We start from the raw sequence: 19793 nt of genomic DNA on the forward strand, positions 1-19793 counted from the left end.
TCGATAAAGGGGGTTAAATGCTGTACTTAAACCATGAATTTTTTGGTACTGAAATTAAGAAATAAACGGTATTGCCATCGCAGGGAGGGGAATATAACTAAAGCTATAGCGTCTATACATTGCTCTTCTTCCCTGATATTAAATTGATATAAAAATCGACTTAAACCGCTAAAACTTCTTTTTATCTTTGCAGCCAAAACACTGAATAATAAAAGTATAGAAGATAACAACACCTTCGCCATCAGCTTGGTTAGTTTAATCTGAAAAAGTGTCAAATAACGCTAATTTGTGACTGAGGTGTGCTCAAACTGAGTATGAGTAGCTTGGATATGCTGCCAATAAAATATGTTAACCGATAAGATAATCCAGCAAAGACCTTACCGGACTCTGAACTCTGAACTCTCGCTGGAAAAATAGCACTGAGCAGGTGGGCAAGTTAACACATGCCCACACACAGGTTAGCGCTTAACTCAGGCTAGTTTTGCTTCAAAAAATGCCACTGTTCGTGACCAAGCAAGTTCAGCATTTTTCTCATCATAACGGCCGGTAGAGTCATTATGAAAACCATGATTCGCGTTCGTGTACATGTGCATCACGTAATCGACATTGGCCGCTTTTAAATCCGCTTCATATTCTGGCCATGACGCATTAACCCGTTTATCAAGCTCACCCAATTGGATCATCAGCGGCGCCTTGATATTTGGCCGTAACGCTTTGGCCGCTGGCGTGCCATAAAATGGAACCCCAGCAGCAATAAGGTCGCTTTCTATTGCAGCTAAATAATTCACCATATAGCCACCAAAACAAAAACCTACCGCGCCCAGTTTATCGTTAGATTGTTGATGTGATTTTAAAAACTTAGCCGCGGCAACAAAATCATATTGGATTTTTTCACGATCAAGGGTGCGCTGCATCGCTCTGCCTTCATCGTCATTGCCAGGGTAGCCACCTAGCGGAAACAAGGCATCGGGCGCAAAGGCAATAAAGCCTGCTTTAGCCAGTCTGCGGGCCACATCTTTGACGTAAGGGTTTAAGCCTCTATTTTCATGAATAACCAAAACCACAGGGAATTTACTATCAGGGTTTTCTACAGCTTGGGTGGGTAACACTAAATAGCCTCGGCCTTCGCCATGGCCTTGGGGTGACGCAAAGTTCTGATAACTAGCTTTAATATCACTATCGTTAAATGACACTTGCTCGGCTAAGGCATAATTAGGTAATAACGCACTGGTTAATACTGTCATTGAATAGCCCAGCGCCACTAAGCCGGTTAATTTTTTCATAAAAGTACGACGGTCCATACCGCCATGGGCATATTCATCGTACCAATCAAATGCTTCCTGTGGAATATTATTGTTTTTCATAATGTTACCCATATTAAATTAGCGCCACTGGTGCATTAACTTGAATGCTATTAACTTGAATGCTATTAACTCATCGCAGCATTTAGCCAAACAAATGAGAATAACAATCAAAACCATTATGGCTAATTAATATGCGGTAACCTTGCTTAAAAAGCAAACATAACGCTGTTAATTTACTTACACTAAAACATAAGCAAATAACGGCGCACCGATCACCATAGCAATACCGGTAAATATCATGGTCAGGCTGGCCACTACCCCTTCCTCTTGGCCAATCTCAGCCGCCTTGGCCGCGCCCACACCATGGGCAGCGCCGCCTAAAGCAGCGCCTTTGGCCAATGGGCTTTTAATTTTGGCTAATTTAAACACTGGGCCGCAAAGTAACATACCTAGCACCCCGGTAATTAATACTAGAGTTGCCGTTAAATCAGGCACACCGCCAAATGCGCTAGTGGCCTCTATAGCAAAAGGCGTCGATACTGAGCGCACCAGTAAACTGCGTGATAACTCAGGCGGTAAATAAACAAACTGCTCAATCAGCCATGACGATAATAAACCCACCAGCAAACCAGTAATTACCCCAATACTAATAGTGAGCGGATAACGGCCAATTAACTTACGCTCACGGTATATGGGCAGCGCAAAAGCAATGGTCGCCGGTGCAAGCAAAGCACTAAGATAATGGTTATAAACAAAATAAGTCGGTAACGGCACTGAAAAAATCACTACCAACAGCATTAAACTCGCCGGTGTTGAAATAATCGGTGACAACCACCAGTAATGGTAATGGCGATACAAAAACTTACTGCTAAAATAAGCCACTAAAGTCGCTAGCAGGCATATCAGCGCAGCGGTTTGGGATGTCATTAATGGCGATGTCATTAAGGTTAACGAGCTAAGAAATTGCATATTAAACCCCTACCATCTCTGACGATGATAACGAAGCATCTGCTAATATTTTTGTCGCTCTGTTACGCCTTGCGCGGTTTCTACGACGCTCGAATCTAAATACCCTATCGATAACAAAACCGGTGATCACTAACACAGAAATGCTGCCCAGCACTAAGGTGAACATCAAACTAATCCCAAACTCTGCAAACATAGGAGCATAATGGATTGATGCGATAACGGGAGGAATAAAAAACAGCAGTAACTCACCAATTAACCACATTGCCCCCACTGCCACAAACCGCTCGGGTAACCACTTAAATGCCAGCAGAATGTACAAGCAAATTAAGCCAATCACACTGCTTGGTATTGGCAACGCTAGCAGCTCAACCAAAGATTGGGCGCCAAAAGCTAGTCCACACAAGAAAGCCACTTGCAGCAACGCATAAGTAATTTGTTTAAGGTAAAGCACGGAGGAGGTCATAATACATCTGGTTGAATTGGTTTCGATGTGGCTATTTTACCCTTGCAATAAAAATAATGAATATTATTTACCAACTGAATAACTACAGCTTATGTAATGATGGATCTTAAAACCCTGCAATATTTTGTCGACATCGTAAACTGTGGTGGCTTTAATCGCGCTGCAGAAAAAATCCATATTAGCCAACCTGCGCTATCAAAATCCATCACACTGTTAGAAGCCGAACTTGAGCTTACGCTACTCACCCGTGGAAAACGCGGCACAGCCGTAACCCTCACCAGCTATGGCCAACTGGTATATGACTATGCGCAAAAGTTACTCAGCACCAAACAAGCCCTTTTTGATGAAATAGCCTTACTGAAAGGGCTCAATAAAGGGGAGTTAAAGTTAGGCTTAGCGCCACTGGGCAGCGCCGAGCTATTTGCGCCAATTATTGCCAAATATCAGCAACGCTACCCGCACATTAATAACCAGCTGTTAGTCCGCGGCGGGGTACAACAAACCTTAGCATTAAAAAATGGCGAAATAGAGCTAGCAACAGGTATTATCGAGCTTAATCAGGAGTTTGAAGGGATAGCAATTCATACTGAGCCTATGGTCGTGGTGCTGCCAAGTCAGCACCCGCTGGCAAGGCTGCCGCAAATTTCAATCAAAGCACTGGATAACTGCGAGCATATCTTATTTGAAGCTGAGTTTTCGCTGCATGAGATGGTCATTAATGCTTATCAACAGGCCGGTATCAGCATAGAAAGCCCCACCTTAGTGAATCAACCTGAGTTTGGCATTGCGCTGGTGGCTGCTGGTACGGGGATAATGTTATTACCTAAGTTTATTGCCGAGCGTTATCAACTAGAAGGTGTGGTGCAGCGTGAACTTATTGATACCGATTTAAGCTGGAAAATGAATTTATTTTGGAGTAAAGGCAAGCCATTATCTTTTGCCGCAATGGCCATGATTGAACTGGTTAAAGAGCACCTCAAGCAGCTAGCGCTATAAACGCTCAAGTCGAATCACTTTAGATGACATGTCTCGCTATCAAAAAACACGAAAGTGATAATAAAGTGGATCGATTCTAAAGACATTTTTGGACAAACGTTTGCCAGTGATTTTACTAAATGAGCTTTTAACGGATGTTCTGAGGTATTGGAAAATCTCTAGCCAGTTGGCCAAATTCACTCATCCACTACAACATAACCTTTTTATGGAAATAGACTCCATTGCCCCATTCTAACTGATAGCAGGGAATTGACAGGTTTTGACACTGTTTAGCTACGGTGGTTCTGTATACAGTCGGAAATTGCTCACCAAGCACAACCGCTTTTAGAGCTTCGGATATATCAATAAATAGTCCTTCCCCAGCGGTATAATCGACAGTAGAGAGCATGACGATCCTATATTCGTGTTCATCAACATAGTCTTGATCTTTAGTGAATAGCAATCGTTGGGAGTCTACTTCAAAGTATTCATTTATCAGAGGTGTAAGGTCTGGTTCTAGAATACGCTCATCATACTTAAAATTTGACTCATAAATATCTTTAGATGTAATAGCCTCTAAAAGGTTTGAGCTAGCTACTGCCCCATTTTGATCTAAATACTCAATGTCACCATGAAAGAGTTGAAAGTCTGATACAGAAAACTCTCTCAACTTCTCTGTAAGAATGCTTTTATCTATCGCTAAGCAAATTCCTTTATGACTTTCTCCATATTGGGACCACATGCGTGGTTTAGTACAACCTAGTTTAATCTGATTTGGTGTTTGATGATGTTTACAAAATGACAGAAACCCCGCACTTTCCAGCTTATCATTGATAGTTGTGCGTAAGCGTTTAATGTTTTTCTTTTCTATAGTACGTTGTGACTCGTCCCCTCGAGGTATGATACCAGTGATTTCACTAAGCCTTCTTCGATAATCCTGTGGATCATTTGTCGAACGAAATCCTCCGAACCTTAGAGTACTATTTTCTAATATATGCTCAATGGCAGTTTCTTTTTTTGTATAGTGAAATACTAGCTCAGGATTGTTTAGAAACCTCTCTGCTTCTATGTTCTCATCCGACTTCAATCGCCCCATTAGTGTCACCTATATCACTGCTATTTTTATATTGATAACAGATTACATGCATAAGAGAAATGAGGTCAAATTGTTCTGGTTCACATCCTCTTTGATCAAGGGCTAAACTAAAATGGGCATTAACGTGTTACGACCACTAACTTTATACTTCATTAAAATTGGCTCAGTTACAGCAGGCCATAACTTCAATCTAACCAATTGCCTGCCGCAGGCTTTTGTGCAAGCACGACTGTTACACGCTACAAGTTCATCCCTGAAAGCTCGGCCATGGCGTCCATGTCATGGACGGTCACAGCCGCGCTTACACCGGAATTTTCACCTCTTCGATTTAGCCTTATATATTGCAACAAGTAAAAGCCAAATATCAAAAGCTAAACAATCTATAAATCTAAGAAAGTAAAAGGCTAAAAGGCTCAATTTGAATTGAGGTCATCGAGAAAAGGCCGTGAGCTTGGCATGGATGCCAAGCTAGCTTTCGTTAGGCCATGGATGGCCTATCGGAAGCGTTAGGTTTTTTCGACAATGACCGAAGTTAGCAACAAACGAAGTCAGAAGCTGGATCAATCCCCATCGAAAATCATGCGCTTTTCAGCATTTTTCGTTAGGGGCGGCAGGGCCTAATTCTTTAACAAGGAGTATAGAGGGTATTGCTGTTGATACCCTTTTGGTCTGGTGTGGGCGAAGCGCCACGACTTTGATTTGTTCAAAATGGCCAACTAGATTTGGGGCATAAATGCGTTACAGCCACAAACCTTATACTTCGTTTGTATTGGGGTGTTTACGGTAATACTTCACTTCAATTTAACCAATTGCCTGCCGCAGGTGCTGTATAGAATATACGAATGTCGCGATCACATGGTCAATGATGTTCCAGACATCATAATGACATTTCCCATATCCCTATCGGTCAGATGTGAAAGGGCGACCTTATGTGCAGATACAACTGCGAGACGCTGCACTCTTTGTATAAATAAAGCGCCCATCTCGATGCTTTATCATCGATCGTTTTTACATAATGAAGCGCACATAAAACTAAGACAAAAAGTGAAAAATAAAATCAGCCGTCACAATTAAGGTTAAGCAACTGGTTTTTTATTGATGTTAAGATAACAAGATAGTTCCCAAAAAAAATATACAGCCCATTAATGTTAAGGACAACTAATGACCGTTTGTGTAAACACCGCTAAATTACTCTGTTTTTTATTATTACTAACTAGTCAAAGCTATGGCTATGCTTCCTCGTTACTAGACATTACTGCGCCTAAAAAAGTCACTAGTACAACTCCCTCAATAGCAAAATTAATCAAAGACACCATAGATGATTCACCACAGCCATTTAGTGGCAGCGTCATTTTACTAGAAAATGGTAAGCCACTGCTCAAGTTACAAAAAGGCAAAGGCATTAGCCAAGATTCTAGCTTTGTTATGGCATCTCTTTCTAAACAAATTACCGCCACTTTGATTTTGCAAGCTGTCGATGCTGGTCAGCTCGACTTAAAGGGTTCACTGAATACTTATCTTTTTGATGAGGCAGCCCTTAATCAACCCAAGCAGCGCAACAGCATTGAGTCGAGCTCAAACGAAAATACTGATTTTGCTCCTAAACGATATGACGAAAGAATTACCATACATCACCTCCTGAATCACACCTCTGGAGTTGACAAGTTAGGCCAGCCCAATAAATTTGAACCAGGCAGTCAATTTCAATACTCTAACTTGGGTTATTCTGTTTTAGGGCAACTACTCGAACAGGTAAACCAACAATCATTTGCTCAACAGATTGAGCAGTTTTCACAAAATAATGAGCTAGACGAGCTTTATGCAGAAGTGGGCAGTATTGATAGTATTCGACGAAAAGTGACTTCACTGGCTGTCGGATTAAATGAATCAGATGTTCTTACAGCTTCAGACCTAGTGATTGACGAAGCGCTTCTGCCTGCTGGAGGCTTAATTGCATCCACAGAAGCTTTTGCTTCATTTCAGCATAAATTACATTCTGGTAAGTTTATCAGCCCCAAAAGCTATAAGCTTATGACACAGTCTCATACTAAAATTAAATTTTTATGGCCGGACATGAGTTATGGCTACGGGCTTAGGATCAATAAAGAAGATGGCATTTTAGAGTACAGCCATACTGGCTACTTATCGGGTTACATGTCTATGTCACTCCACTACCCAGAATATAATGTAGATTTGGTCATGTTAGAAAACATATCCTTAAATCTAAATGATCTCAGCCGCGTCTTCGAGCTTCACACCCAGATACGACAAGCGATTCGTCGGAGTTTATCCAGCAACAAACGATAACGCCTCTGTAAACATTAACTCCCCGATAAATAAAGTGAAACGCTCAAAATTAACTCATCAAGATTAACCAGCCAAGTAGCATGGCTGGTTAATCTTTTAAGCAGACAAACTAAGCAAACCAGTGCAGCAAAAGCTAAGCAAAAAACTTTAGTAACAGAAATTTAGTAAAAAAGTTTAGTAAAAAACTAGCTCAAGCTTTTAGCCAAGTCCTCAATCGCATTGAGCGCATTAGCTAACTGCGCATTTGATAAGTATGGCGCAGGGCCAAAGCGTAACTGATTGCCGCGACTGTCACATAAAATGCCTTTCTTCCCCAGCTCCACAACCCATTGATTGGCTTTGGCGGTGGTTAAAGACAAAAAACCGGCATTATCAATGATGTTATGTGACGGCAAAGCTAAAACGTCACGGCTTAAGCCCATAGTTTCAATCCCTTGCCATAAAGCGCTAATTTGTTGCAGACTTATCGCCCTAAGCTTGATGTCAGTAAGCTTATGTTGCTCAAAAAAATCAAACACTTCAGCGGCGCGGTAATGGCTGACAGGATCATAAGTCGAGCCTGCAAAAGCGCTTTGACCTGGGCCATAACCCACTTTGCCCGGTACATGATCAAGTACCTCAAATTCAGCATACCAGCCAGTGATAATCGGGCTGCCCTGATAATCTGCAGGAATACGCAGCATGCAATTGCCCTCACCTGCCTGACAGTATTTGTAGCCACCAGCCACGATAAATGCCGAGGTGAGCTGCCAAGCATCGAGATTAAATGGCACTACATTAAGGGCATGATAGGCATCAACCAAACAAGGGATGTTTAAATCTTGTGCCGCTTTTGCCACCAAGCCAACGTCGTTAAATATCTCACTGGTGCCAAAAAATACTGCTGATAACATGACGGCATCGGTATCGCTATCAAGCTTGTTGATGATGCGCTCAGCTAAAGTGTCACTTGGTTGCACCTCAACCACTTCAATATCAACATTGATGTCTTGTAAACGGCTCAGCTGACGCCTCAAGGAGTGAAATTCACCATCTGTGGTGACAATCTTAATCGGGCGTTTAAGGGGCTGTTTAAAGCATTGCAAGTCGGACAAAAAGCGTAAAATCAGTTCATGGGTTGAAGCGCCTAAGGCAATTTGCGCTTGGGGCTCACCCAATAAACCACGGTAAAAGTCACGCACGCGGTCGGCTTTTTCAAAGGCTAATGACCATTTTTCATCTATGTGTTTTGCGGCATCATCAAAGCACTTTACTAAGCCCTGCTTGGCTACATCAGGCCAAGCTTGATGAGAGTGGCCCGACAATAAAATACGCTCGCTAACCTTAAAGCTTTGATAGTGAGTTTGTAGTGTTAGCGCCAAATCCTGATCCATGCTTGCTCTCCAAAACCGATTATTGTTATTCGTATTCTTGTGTTATTTGTAACTGATACTATTACTAATATTGCTACTGATACCGAGACTGATATTGTAGCCCGTACTCATACTCGAATTTTGCTAGCAGGGTTGTAAATATAGCAGTAAACCCGTTATCAAATTTACAGATGGGTGCGTAGCTCAAACAGCTCAGGAAAAAAGCTAATATCCAAGGCTTTTTTCAAGAAGCCCACCCCAGATGAGCCGCCCGTCCCCATTTTATTGCCAATTATGCGCTGCACCGTATACATATGCTTAAAGCGCCACTGCTGAAAACTGTCTTCGATATCAATTAACTTTTCGGCGAGTTCATACAGCTGAAAATGCTCGTCGGCATTTTGGTAGACGTTTAGCCACGCATTTAACACTGAATCATTACGCTCATAGGGCTGGCTAAAATCACGATTTAACTGCAATGCTTCAATGCTTAGGCCACGCTCATGCAATACTTTTAAAGTGACATCATACAAACTAGGCGCTTCGAGAATTTGTGTTAACTCTTGATGCACCACAGGATCGCTTTCATGTACTTTAAGTAAAGCGGCGTTCTTGTTACCCAATAAAAACTCTAGCTTGCGATAACCATAAGACTGAAATCCCGATGAGTGGCCTAAGGCATCACGAAATTTAAGGTAATCCACAGGGGTCAGTGTTGAGAGGATATTCCACGACTGAGTTAACTGGTTAAAAATCTGTTTTACCCGAGAAATTACTTTAAAGGCATGGCCAAAATCGCCCTGCTGGATATTGGTAATCGCCACACTGAGTTCATGCCCTGCGAGCTTGAGCCACAATTCACTGGATTGATGGATCACAATAAACAACATCTCATCATGTTGATCTGATAATGGCTGCTGCGCCGACAACACCTGATTTAACTGTAGATAATCGCCATAGGACATATCATCTTTAAAGTCGGTGTGGATATCCTCTTCCATCGCTCGATAGTTACTGTGGGGACAACTCATGTTTATCGCTCCTGTTATTATTTTTATGCTTCAAAAAACGATTTATTTAATCACGAACACTCACTCAAGTCAGTGAGGAGCCAATATTAACGCCGCTGTTGACTGTACGTTTGAGTTAACACTGGCGTTACAAGTGGCGACAACAAAACTGACAGTTCAACCGATAACGAAACCAACAGCCATAGTCCAAAAGCCAGTTAATTGATCAAACACACAGAGATGATTAACTGAATCAATTTTGACAAAGCACACAAAACACGCATATCTTTACAGTATAAAGTTTACACCGTAAGGATTAGCTTTTTACTTTGCCTTACTCGTTCAAGCCTTATCTGTTCAAAGGGACACAAGGGATTAATACCGCAAGCTGATATAAAACAGATTGATACAAACCATGGAGCTGAAACCACAATGACTGATTTTGATGCAATTGTAATTGGAGCAGGGAATGCAGGCTTAACCGCTGCAACCACCTTGCAAAGAGGCGGAGCAAAAACATTATTGCTAGAACGCCATAATATTCCTGGAGGTTGTGCCACCTCTTTTGTGCGCGGTAATTTTGAATTTGAAGTGGCTCTGCACCAACTTAGCGGCATGGGCACTGAGCAAAATCCGTTTATCATGCGTCAAATCTTCACTGAACTGGGCATCATGGATCAACTTGATGTGGTTGAAGAGCGCGAGCTATATCGCTTTGTGATGCCATCAGCTAACGGCGCTAAGCCTGAAATTGATATTACTTTGCCTGCACATTGGAAAGCGCTGCGTAAAACACTAGCGAGCCACTACCCAGAAGAAGCAGACAATATTGGCCAGTTTTTAGATTTATGTGAAGGCCTTGCCATGGAATGCTTTATGGTCATGCCAAAAGTAAGGCATTCCAATGATGAAGCCCTATTAAAAGCCAGTTGCCCGCTATTTGTAAAATACGGTTTAAAGCCAGCTAAAGAGATACTCGATGGCATACTGACGAATAAAGATCTCAAAGCCGTTATCGCCGCCTACTGGTGCTATCTGGGTTTACCGCCAAAAGACTTTCCATTTCGCGACTTAGCAGTGATGTTATATGCCTACGCATCATTCAAACCTTGTCATATTAAAGGCGGCTCACAAGCTATTTCTAGCGCCTTATTGGAATCATTTCTTAATGCGGGGGGTGAGGTTCGTTTTAACTGCGGCGCTGACAAAATTATCACTGAAAATAACCAAGTAGTTGGGGTTAAAACTGAGCACAATGAGATATTTACCTGTAAGCAAGTTATCTCCAATACCAGCCCATTGCACACCTTCAATGAACTGCTGGATATCCCAACCCCGAAACAAGCCGCTTTTGATATGAAGTCGCGCCGTATTGGCACCTCTGCTTTTGTGCTTTATCTAGGATTAGATTGCTCCCCTAGTGATATTGGCGTGACTGCGGCATCCAACTTTATTATTGATGATCGAGACGAAGAAGTGGCTCATCAGATCATGCAATCGTTAACGCCGCCAAAACACACCATGATGACCTGCTATAACCATGATGACCCAAGTTTTGCCCCGCAAGGTAAGTCGGCATTATCTTTACTTTGTTTGCAATATGGTGAGCCTTGGCAAGCACTCAGCCCTGAAGATTATGCTCGCACCAAATACGAGTTTGCAGAAAAGCTACTTGATCACGCCGAGCGAGTATTCCCGAATATTCGTGAGCATATTGAAGAAGTAGAAGTGGCCACGCCATTAACCATGATGCGTTACTTAAATACGCCCCATGGGGCGATTTATGGTTTCCAGCAAAATACCCAAGATGCCAATATATTTCGTCGCCGCGTCAGTGAAGTAGCCGGTCTCAACTTAGCAGGTTGCTGGAATGGCATGGGCGGCTTCCAGCCAACCTATATGGTCGGTCAAAGCACCGCCAAAGAAGTACTCAAGCAATTATCAAAGCCTAAAGCAGCCTCACAACCACAACAGGAGTTATCACATGCCTAATTCAGTCATCGAAAAAGAGAAGCGCCCCGTGGTGAATATTTTGCATGCGGTCGACGGTTACAATGAAGCGCTAGCTCAGCAAAAAACCTTGTATCAAACAGGCACCGACTTTAACGAACAAAAAGGCAATGTGGCGCAAACTATCGCGCGGTTACACCCTAAAAGATTGCAGCTCACTGTCAGTGAGGTGATTGTCGATACCCCAAGCACAGTCACCTTGCGCTTAACTTCAAACACCCAAACCCTGCCGCCATTTCAGGCTGGCCAATATATTAATTTATTTGTCGATATTAACGGCACTAAAACCGCTAGACCCTACGCCATTTCGTCAGCGCCGCAGCAGCGAGATTATTATGATTTAACCATCAAACGGGTTGAAGGCGGCTTTGTGTCTAACTATTTATTAGACCAAGTGAAAACGGGCGATAGCTTTGAAAGCACAGGCCCCATGGGCACCTTTTACCATAACCCGCTATTTCACGGTGATGACTTAGTCTTCATTGCGGGCGGTTCGGGCATCGCTCCTGCCAGAAGCATGATCAAAGACATTGTTGCCAACACCTTAGTTGAGCGCAAGAAAAACCAAAAGTTACATCTTATCTATACCAGCAGTTATCAATCTGATGTGATTTTTGATGAAGAGTTAAAGCAACTTGAAACCGAGCATGATTTTCTGCGCATCAGTTGGATTATTACCCGCCCTAACGAGCAATACCAAGGGATGACAGGACGGATTAATCTTGAGCGGCTGACACAATTGTTAGGGGATGACGCTGAAAAATTACAACAGAAGATGTTCTATGTATGCGGCCCCACCAGCTTTCATGACCACTGCGCTGAGCAATTAAGGCTACTTAACGTCAAAGCCAGACGAGTACGAATAGAATGTAATGGCCCGCCTAAAAACCCACAAAACTTAGCGGGATGGCCGAGCAATGTTAACGCCTCAGATGTGATTAAGGTGACGATTAAAGGCCAAGGTAGTTTTGAAGCCAGAGTGGATGAGCCATTACTCAACAGCATGGAGCGTCATGGCTTTAGCGCCGAAAATGCCTGCCGCTCAGGTGAATGCAGCTTATGTCGAGTGAAGGTGTTAAACGGCGCGGTATTTAACCCCGCGGAAGCAAAACTGCGCTCAACCGATGAAGCGTATGGCTGGTGTCACTCCTGTGTGGCTTTTCCCTTAAGCGACATTGAAATTATGATTTAAGCTTGAAATAAACCGAACTGGCGTCAGCTAAATATTGTTTTAAGTTAACACCTTGCGGTAACTGAATATGGCCTTCGGTCATCAGTGCCGCCATACCATGGACCATAGCCCAAGCGCCAATTGCTTGGGCTTTTACTTTTGAGCTATCTTCACTTTGCAAGGCAAAGGCGGAGCGAAGTAAATTAAAAGGTCGCCTTAGTTGCGCATTTTCACTACGGGGGTCAGTCGGTGAACTTGGCTGTGATGCAGGCGCTTTTACTCCTGAGGTATCAACTTGACCTAACATCAAACGGTATAGTTGTGGATTCGCCATAGCAAACTCTAAGTAGCTAACCCCATAAGCCAATACCAACTCACCCGCTACCGCAGCATCATTTTTATCTAGATGCGCCGTGCAGGTTTCCATCGCATCAGCCATAAGTACAAAACCCGATTCAATGACACTGCTTAGTAATTGATTTTTGTTCTTAAAATGCGCATAAGGTGCCATATGAGAAACCCCCACTTCAGCCGCTATCGCCCGCAGTGACAAGGCATTAGTACCATCGCGTTGCAAGATAGTATTCGCAGCAGTAATCAAAGACGCCTTTAAGTCGCCGTGATGATATTGTTTATCACTCATAAAACTCACACACCTTAAGCCTAATTTGGTTAATTATTATAATGAGGGCAACGTGAGAAATCATTAGAAATATATAATAAATCCAATATCTTGCTTTAAATTAGATGACGAGTTTAACAATAATGCTTGTTCCCAATAGCCAAAAAGCCTATTTAACGATTAGCGCGACTGTCACACAATAGTTTTTATTCCCCGCTCAACAAGCCGCAGCCCCTTGTTTGAGATCGCAAATCCGCCAAACAACACAGGCTCTTTGAAATCAAGGGCTTTGAAATAACGACAATGTTATAAATTGATTTAAAATAACACCTTAGCCTAAGACTTATAGTGCATTAGGCTTGTCATGCCGTTTTATTGCTCAATCGTTAAGGTTAATCATCATCCTGAAAACGATCAGCGATTTTAATAAACTCTCCTTGAAGAGCATTAAAGGCATCCGTTATTTGTGGGTCAAAATGAACTCCGCGGCCTTCTTTGATGATGGTTGTTGCCTTTTCATGGGTAAAAGGCGGCTTGTAAACCCGGCGACTAATAAGCGCATCATAACAATCGGCAATGGCCATAATCCGTGCGGATAAGGGGATATCTTCTCCAGCTAAACCTTCTGGATAGCCGCTGCCATCCCAACGTTCATGGTGGCTATAAGCTATCTCTTTGGCGATGCTCAAGTAGCTTGAAGTGCCGTATTCGATTTCAGCATTTTCCATTGCCAACTTGCCATATTCGGCATGTTTTTTCATCTCAACCCATTCACCATCATCAAGCTTACCAGGCTTTAGTAATACCGCATCGGGCACTCCGACCTTACCAATATCATGTAACGGAGCAGACTTAAATAATAGGTCAATGTAAGCATCATCAATACTCGTAGAATAGGGTGAGTTTTCTCTTAAATATTCCGCTAATGCTTTAACGTAATATTGAGTGCGACGAATATGTTTGCCCGTTTCGTTATCTCGAGTTTCCGCTAACGATGCCATACAATAAATAGCGACATCTTGAGTTCGAGAAATTTCAGCCGTTCGTTCAATCACTTTTTCTTCTAAATCATGATTTTGCTCTGTCAGTGCTCTATTTGCCGACGTTAAGGCTAAATGGGTTTTAACCCTCGCTCGTATAATAGGAAGGCTAAAAGGTTTGGTTATGTAATCTGCAGCGCCCAACTCAAAGCCTAAAATCTCTTCTTCTACTTCAGCCTTTACCGTCATAAAAATTAGCGGTACATTGGCAGTATCAGGGTTACTTTTTAACTTTTTACACACTTCATAGCCATCTAATCCAGGCATTAAAATATCCAGCAAGACCAAGTCAGGCATAAAACCTTTGGCAATGCGCTCAAGCGCCTGCTCACCATTTTTAGCAACCGAGACTTGATATTCACTCCCCAAAAAATCGACCAATACGCTAATGTAGAATGTTTCATCATCAACAATTAATATTTTATCTTTAAGGTACTGTGACATTTTCTGTTTCCTGTTCTGATTGTGCTATGACTTGGGCAATTATTTCTCTGGCATTATCAAATTCAAACTCATTGACCTGTTTGGTAAGTTGTTCAATCAGGTGGTTATCTATCTCACCATCTAGGGCTAATATTTTTTCTTTCGCTTGTGGGTTTCCTGCGGCTAACAACTCATCAAGCGGTGATAAAAGCGTGCTTAAATTGGCTGATACTTTGAACGGCGGTGGTTTTATATCGGTATTATTACTGAGGGATTTATTAATCCATTGGCATTGCTCAAGCCCTGCTAGTAATAAGGAAAAACTATCTACAAAAGCTTGCCATTCAGGGGCCTCAAAAGGAGATGGATGGCTATGCAGTTGGCTTTCTAAGTTTGCCGATACTTGCTCTAATTGCTTAGCGCCTATGTTGCCAGCAACACCTCTTAGAGTATGAATCGCACGTATGGTTGATTTTAAATCACCAGCTTCTTGATAGCCCAGCAACAACTGCAACTGATCTTTGTGGCGTTGATAAAACTCACCAATAAGTTGTGCATACAACTGTTGATTTCCCCCTAAACGCTTAATCCCCCATTGCACATCGACCCCTTCTATTGCAGCAAGCGCCATATTTTGCGGCTGAGTATTAATTTGGCTTTGCTTATGGGTAAGGTAGGGACTAAGCGCTAAATACAGCTGGTCGGGTTCAACTGGTTTAGGCAGGTGAGCGTTCATCCCAACTTGTAAGCACTTATCGCGATCCCCTTTCATCGCATGGGCGGTCATGGCAATTATCGGTAGCTGATTTTTATCAAAACGGCTGCGGATGATTTCGGTGGCTTCGAAACCATCCATAATCGGCATTTGTACATCCATCAACACAACATCGAATGTCTGCTCATCAATCATATCTACAGCTTGCTTACCATTGTCTGCCACCGCCGAGGTTAACCCCATACGCTGTAAAAATTCAGTCGCGACCTGTTGATTAATGTGCTGATCTTCCACCAATAATACATGCCCCTCTAGCTGCTCAATGGTATTATTTGCTGTTACTTGCGCCGTTGGCTGCGAGGGGTCAAAGATTTTCATCAAGGTGTCAAATAGTACCGATGCATTGAGCGGTTTAATTAAAAATGCATCCAGCAAATCATTTTCAACTTCTTGCATCACATCTTCTCGTCCGTAAGCTGTAACTAAGATAATTGACGGTTGCTTACGCAGCGGTAAATATTTAATGCTGCGGCTGGCTTCAAGACCATTCATTTTTGGCATTTTCCAGTCCATTAACACCAACTGATATGGAGTCTCATCTTCCATATTGTTGATCACACTGAGCATTTCAATGGCTTGTGCGCCATTGGCTGCTACATCAACGTCAAACGAAAATGACTCCAAAAGCTCTTTGTGAATTTGTCTGGCATTGTCATTATCATCGACCACAAGCACTTTCATCCCTTTCAGGGAGGCGCATTCGGTAATGGCAGATTTTCGACTAGAAGTATTGTTCGCCAATGAAAAACTGAGTCTAAAACTAAAGGTGCTACCTTGATCTGGTTGGCTGGTGGCAGAAATATCACCTTGCATTAATTCCACTAATTGCTTGCTGATGCTCAAGCCTAAGCCTGTACCACCATGAAGCCGAGTAATGCTGCCATCAGCTTGAGTAAAGGCATTAAAAATACTGTTTAACTTTGCTGGCTCAATCCCTGTGTCTTTTACTGAGAATTCGATGGATACCTGCTCGTCTGTTTGCGATAGCATTTGAGTACGCAGCAATACCTCGCCTTTTTCGGTAAACTTAATCGCATTTTGAGTTAGGTTGATGAGTACTTGCTCAATCCGTAACGCATCACCAATGATTGTTTCAGGTATTTTAGGGTCTAACTCAAACAGTAACTCAATGCCTTTCTCGGCTGCTTTTATCCCCAATAGATTGGCAATATTGGTAAAGACTTCATGTAAGGGGAACTCATTCTGTTCAATTTCGAGTTTACCGGCCTCTACTTTTGAAAAATCGAGTATGTCATTGATTATCCCCAGTAGACTTAAAGAGGCCCGCCTGATTTTTTCAGAATAATCCTGTTGTTTATTATTCAGTTCTGTACCTTGCAATAAATGCGTCATACCAATGATGGCATTCATAGGGGTGCGAATTTCATGGGACATATTGGCAAGAAACTGACTTTTAAAAGCGCTCGCCTGTAATGCATCACGCTTTGCCTCCTCAAGCTTTATACTACTTTGTTTTAATTTAAGCCGTGCTTTATTAAGTTTTCTATTCCAAACAAGGGTATACACTATCATTGGCAGCAATATGCCACAGGTAATTAAGATAGCCCGCCAAATCTGATAATGATTGTCCTGATGTTCAAACTGCACAGAAAACCACTTATTTTCGATCGCTTGCTGTTGCTGAGGGCCAATTCTCGCAATAGCAAGATTGACAATTTCCAACAATTCAGGCCAATCTTTGCGAATACCGATTGATTGTTTAAAGGTATAAGGCGTGGTGGCGGTCACTTTTACATTACGAATACCGAGTTCTTCTAATGTCCAAGATGAGGCATTTAAATTGCCAATATAACCATCTATCTCACCAGCGCTCAGGGCAATCAGTGCCTCTTTATTGGATGAAAATGGTACTAAATTAAATTGCGGATAATCGATCTTCAAGGTCTCTTCGATGGCATAACCTTTAACCACACCGACTTGCTTATTATCAAGGTCATCAAGACTGGTTACAAAACGGGTATCTTGATGAACTAACACCATATATGGACTTTCCAAATAAGGGGTCGAAAACAGCATCACCTCGCGCCGCTCAGGAGTGGGGGTTACTGCAGGTAAAATATCTAACTCTCCAGCGGAAAATTCTGCCAACACTTGGGGCCAGGGCTTGTTAACTGGGGGAGTAAACTCTGCACCAATTAAATGTGTCAATGTGGACATCACATCAGCTGAAATTCCAGAATAAACGCCCTTATCATCAATAAATTCAAAAGGCGGCCAGCTGTTATCGACGCCTAATCGCCAAATTGGGTTAGCCTCCAACCATGCATGCTGTTTTTGAGTAAAAATAAGTGGGCTGCTAAATTGGCTTTCTTGATTGATCCAATCGGTATGTATCTGCTGCCTTTTTGACACACTCATCGAGTCGAGGGCTTTATTGATAATACCAACCAAGGGCTGCCACTCGGGATCTTTATAAATGGCAAACCTTTGATGGGCTGGGGCAAACAGAGGATCGCCACTAAAGGTTAAATTAGTTAGCTGTAAACTATCCATAAGCCAAGTAACAACCGCTTGATTACCAATATACGCATCTACAGTACCGAAAGAGACCGCTTTCAATGCCTCTTCAGTTGTAGAAAAGGTCACTAGATTAATTTCGGGGTGTTTATTGCTAATTTCATCGACTAAATAAAAGCCTTTCTCTAATGCTAATGTCTTGCCATACAATTCACTCAGTTTGGCATAACCCTGGGAACCGGCTTTAGAAACAATGACCTTAACAGCACTAAAATAAGGCGAACTAAACCACAGGTTTTTGGCACGGTCTGGATTTTTTACTAACGTTGCCCCGACTTTTAAATTACCAGAGCGAACCGAAGTTAACATATCTTGAAAACTGCCAAACACCCGCGGGACAAAACTCACCCCTAACTGCTTTTCAAACAGGGTTAAATAGTCATGTAAAATTCCCGAATGATCACCATTAGGGCTGATAAAATCCACTGCAGGCCAACGACCATCGACACCAATAGGAATAACAGGGTTAGCAGCAAGCCATGCTTTTTCTTCTTCAGTTAGAGAAATCGTTGGCAGTGTCACTGATAACGGTTCGGCTAAATTTTGATACTCCCAATGAAAACCACTCCACTTTGCTGAAATAGCATCTTTTTTTATTGTTATCAATTTGCTGTATGCCTGCATCTATTGATTTCAATAATTGGAAATTCCCCTTATTTACCGCGGCGCGATAAGGGTGGGAATATAACGCGGATTCAATGGGTTTAAATTTAGTTGTTGAAGGGGTTTGCTTTAAATACGTATCAAGATAAAGCGGCTGGCAGATAAACAAGCTTATTTCGCCATTAATTGCAGCATCAAATAATGCTTGATAACCTTTGAAAGTCCTGATGTCGGCATTGGGAAAATATTGCTTTAGCCAATTGTGATGGAAGCTGTTGTGGGTAACACCAATAGAGTAGTTAGCTATTTGCTTAATAAACTCAACATCTTGCTCTTGGGCGTTAGCAAATAAAAAATATTCACTATGTAACAGTGGCGCAGAAAAAGACATGCTTTTAGCGCGTTTTTCATTTTGAAATACCCCAGCCAGCAAATCGACTTTATTTTGCGCTAACCAAGTTTGCCCTTCTGCATTGGTACCTGGTACAAACTCGACAGCTTGGCCTGTGGTTTGCGACCATGTACGCCAATAATCAATTAGAATACCATCAGCTTGGCCTTTATCATTAAGGTACTGCAACGGAGTGCTATCAGTACGGTAAGCAATACGCACAACTTGAGCATCATTAGCTGTTGGTTTTGCTGACACCGTGGCGTGACTGAACAAAGGACAAAAAATCCCGAGCAATAGACAAGCTAACCTCAATTGCATTGCAAAGTGGCTTACTAAAAGCAGATGAGGCATCCTTGTGAAGCGACTCATGCTAACTCCCTGTATGAGCTTAAAATATTAAATCCCTGATGTGCTTACCTGCACTAAATTAATCTTAGCACTCAAATGGCCTGATGCAATTTAGACGCTTTTAAAGCACCTAATTAACCGCTACGGGCGATAAAACGGCTCGCCTAATATTATCAAGCGCTTCACGGCAATAAATTTTCATCTGTAACACCATTTTGCCTTTGCAGCCTGAGATAACTATTTGGACAAAAACATTCTTAGCTAAAATGCCATTAAAAATAAGTCTTGGTAAACTGTAATTTGATGCCGTACCCCCTAAAAAATAAGCGAACAAACATCGCAAAAATCGACTCTGTGACCACAAATATACAAGGTTAAATGCATTTGAGCGTT

14 protein-coding genes are annotated in these 19793 nt (G+C 42.2%); 4 read left to right on the plus strand and 10 right to left on the minus strand.

Annotated elements, in window-relative coordinates; all coding sequences use genetic code 11:
- Positions 1-470: 470 nt before the first annotated feature.
- The 3 genes from BM739_RS08255 to BM739_RS08265 all read right to left on the minus strand — a co-directional run bounded on the left by BM739_RS08255 (position 471) and on the right by BM739_RS08265 (position 2736).
- Positions 471-1364, minus strand: a complete 894-nt coding sequence (locus BM739_RS08255; RefSeq protein ID WP_139326851.1) for a dienelactone hydrolase family protein — start codon at positions 1362-1364, stop codon at positions 471-473.
- A 177-nt stretch (positions 1365-1541) separates the two neighbouring features.
- Positions 1542-2273, minus strand: coding sequence for an LrgB family protein (locus BM739_RS08260; protein ID WP_254843507.1), 732 nt, complete (start codon positions 2271-2273; stop codon positions 1542-1544).
- A 1-nt stretch (position 2274) separates the two neighbouring features.
- On the minus strand, positions 2275-2736 hold the full coding sequence (locus BM739_RS08265; RefSeq protein WP_076539530.1) for a CidA/LrgA family protein: 462 nt from the start codon (positions 2734-2736) through the stop codon (positions 2275-2277).
- Between the two features lie 99 nt (positions 2737-2835).
- Here BM739_RS08265 and BM739_RS08270 point away from each other — a divergent pair, with 99 nt between their 5' ends.
- Entirely contained in the window at positions 2836-3732 is an 897-nt protein-coding gene (locus tag BM739_RS08270; protein WP_076539753.1) for a LysR substrate-binding domain-containing protein, read from the plus strand.
- 187 nt (positions 3733-3919) lie between these two features.
- Here BM739_RS08270 and BM739_RS08275 read toward each other — a convergent pair whose 3' ends face one another.
- The gene (locus BM739_RS08275; protein WP_076539531.1) at positions 3920-4807 is read right to left on the minus strand and encodes a DUF2971 domain-containing protein; all 888 of its coding nucleotides are present in this window, start codon (positions 4805-4807) and stop codon (positions 3920-3922) included.
- Between the two features lie 1161 nt (positions 4808-5968).
- On the opposite strand from BM739_RS08275, the gene BM739_RS08280 reads away from it, so the two are divergent.
- Positions 5969-7114 carry a serine hydrolase gene (locus tag BM739_RS08280; protein ID WP_076539532.1) on the plus strand — a complete coding sequence of 382 codons (1146 nt, stop codon included), beginning with the start codon at positions 5969-5971 and terminating at the stop codon, positions 7112-7114.
- 185 nt (positions 7115-7299) lie between these two features.
- Here BM739_RS08280 and BM739_RS08285 read toward each other — a convergent pair whose 3' ends face one another.
- Entirely contained in the window at positions 7300-8487 is a 1188-nt protein-coding gene (locus tag BM739_RS08285; RefSeq protein WP_076539533.1) for a kynureninase, read from the minus strand.
- A 164-nt stretch (positions 8488-8651) separates the two neighbouring features.
- Positions 8652-9497: a tryptophan 2,3-dioxygenase gene (gene kynA / locus BM739_RS08290; RefSeq protein ID WP_076539534.1), complete on the minus strand. Its 846-nt coding sequence runs from the start codon at positions 9495-9497 to the stop codon at positions 8652-8654.
- 411 nt (positions 9498-9908) lie between these two features.
- Between kynA and BM739_RS08295 the strand changes: the two genes are divergently transcribed.
- Both BM739_RS08295 and BM739_RS08300 read left to right on the plus strand, forming a co-directional pair.
- Entirely contained in the window at positions 9909-11468 is a 1560-nt protein-coding gene (locus tag BM739_RS08295; protein WP_076539535.1) for an NAD(P)/FAD-dependent oxidoreductase, read from the plus strand.
- Positions 11461-12678, plus strand: a complete 1218-nt coding sequence (locus tag BM739_RS08300; RefSeq protein WP_076539536.1) for an FAD-binding oxidoreductase — start codon at positions 11461-11463, stop codon at positions 12676-12678. The genes BM739_RS08295 and BM739_RS08300 overlap by 8 nt, the downstream gene beginning before the upstream one ends.
- Here BM739_RS08300 and BM739_RS08305 read toward each other — a convergent pair.
- From BM739_RS08305 to BM739_RS08320, 4 genes are all read right to left on the minus strand, one after another.
- A complete protein-coding gene (locus BM739_RS08305) occupies positions 12668-13300 on the minus strand; it encodes a TetR/AcrR family transcriptional regulator (RefSeq protein ID WP_076539537.1) in 633 nt (210 codons plus the stop codon). The genes BM739_RS08300 and BM739_RS08305 overlap by 11 nt on opposite strands.
- A 371-nt stretch (positions 13301-13671) precedes the next feature.
- Positions 13672-14763, minus strand: a complete 1092-nt coding sequence (locus BM739_RS08310) for an HD-GYP domain-containing protein (protein WP_076539538.1) — start codon at positions 14761-14763, stop codon at positions 13672-13674.
- Positions 14747-18661 carry a transporter substrate-binding domain-containing protein gene (locus BM739_RS08315; RefSeq protein ID WP_175609504.1) on the minus strand — a complete coding sequence of 1305 codons (3915 nt, stop codon included), beginning with the start codon at positions 18659-18661 and terminating at the stop codon, positions 14747-14749. Before BM739_RS08315 ends, BM739_RS08310 begins: the two co-directional genes overlap by 17 nt.
- Positions 18549-19421 (minus strand): transporter substrate-binding domain-containing protein, encoded by an 873-nt coding sequence (locus tag BM739_RS08320; RefSeq protein ID WP_076539540.1) that lies wholly within the window; start codon positions 19419-19421, stop codon positions 18549-18551. The genes BM739_RS08315 and BM739_RS08320 overlap by 113 nt, the downstream gene beginning before the upstream one ends.
- Between the last annotated feature and the right edge of the window lie 372 nt (positions 19422-19793).

This window comes from Shewanella sp. UCD-KL21 (genome assembly GCF_001957135.1).
Classification (GTDB): domain Bacteria; phylum Pseudomonadota; class Gammaproteobacteria; order Enterobacterales; family Shewanellaceae; genus Shewanella.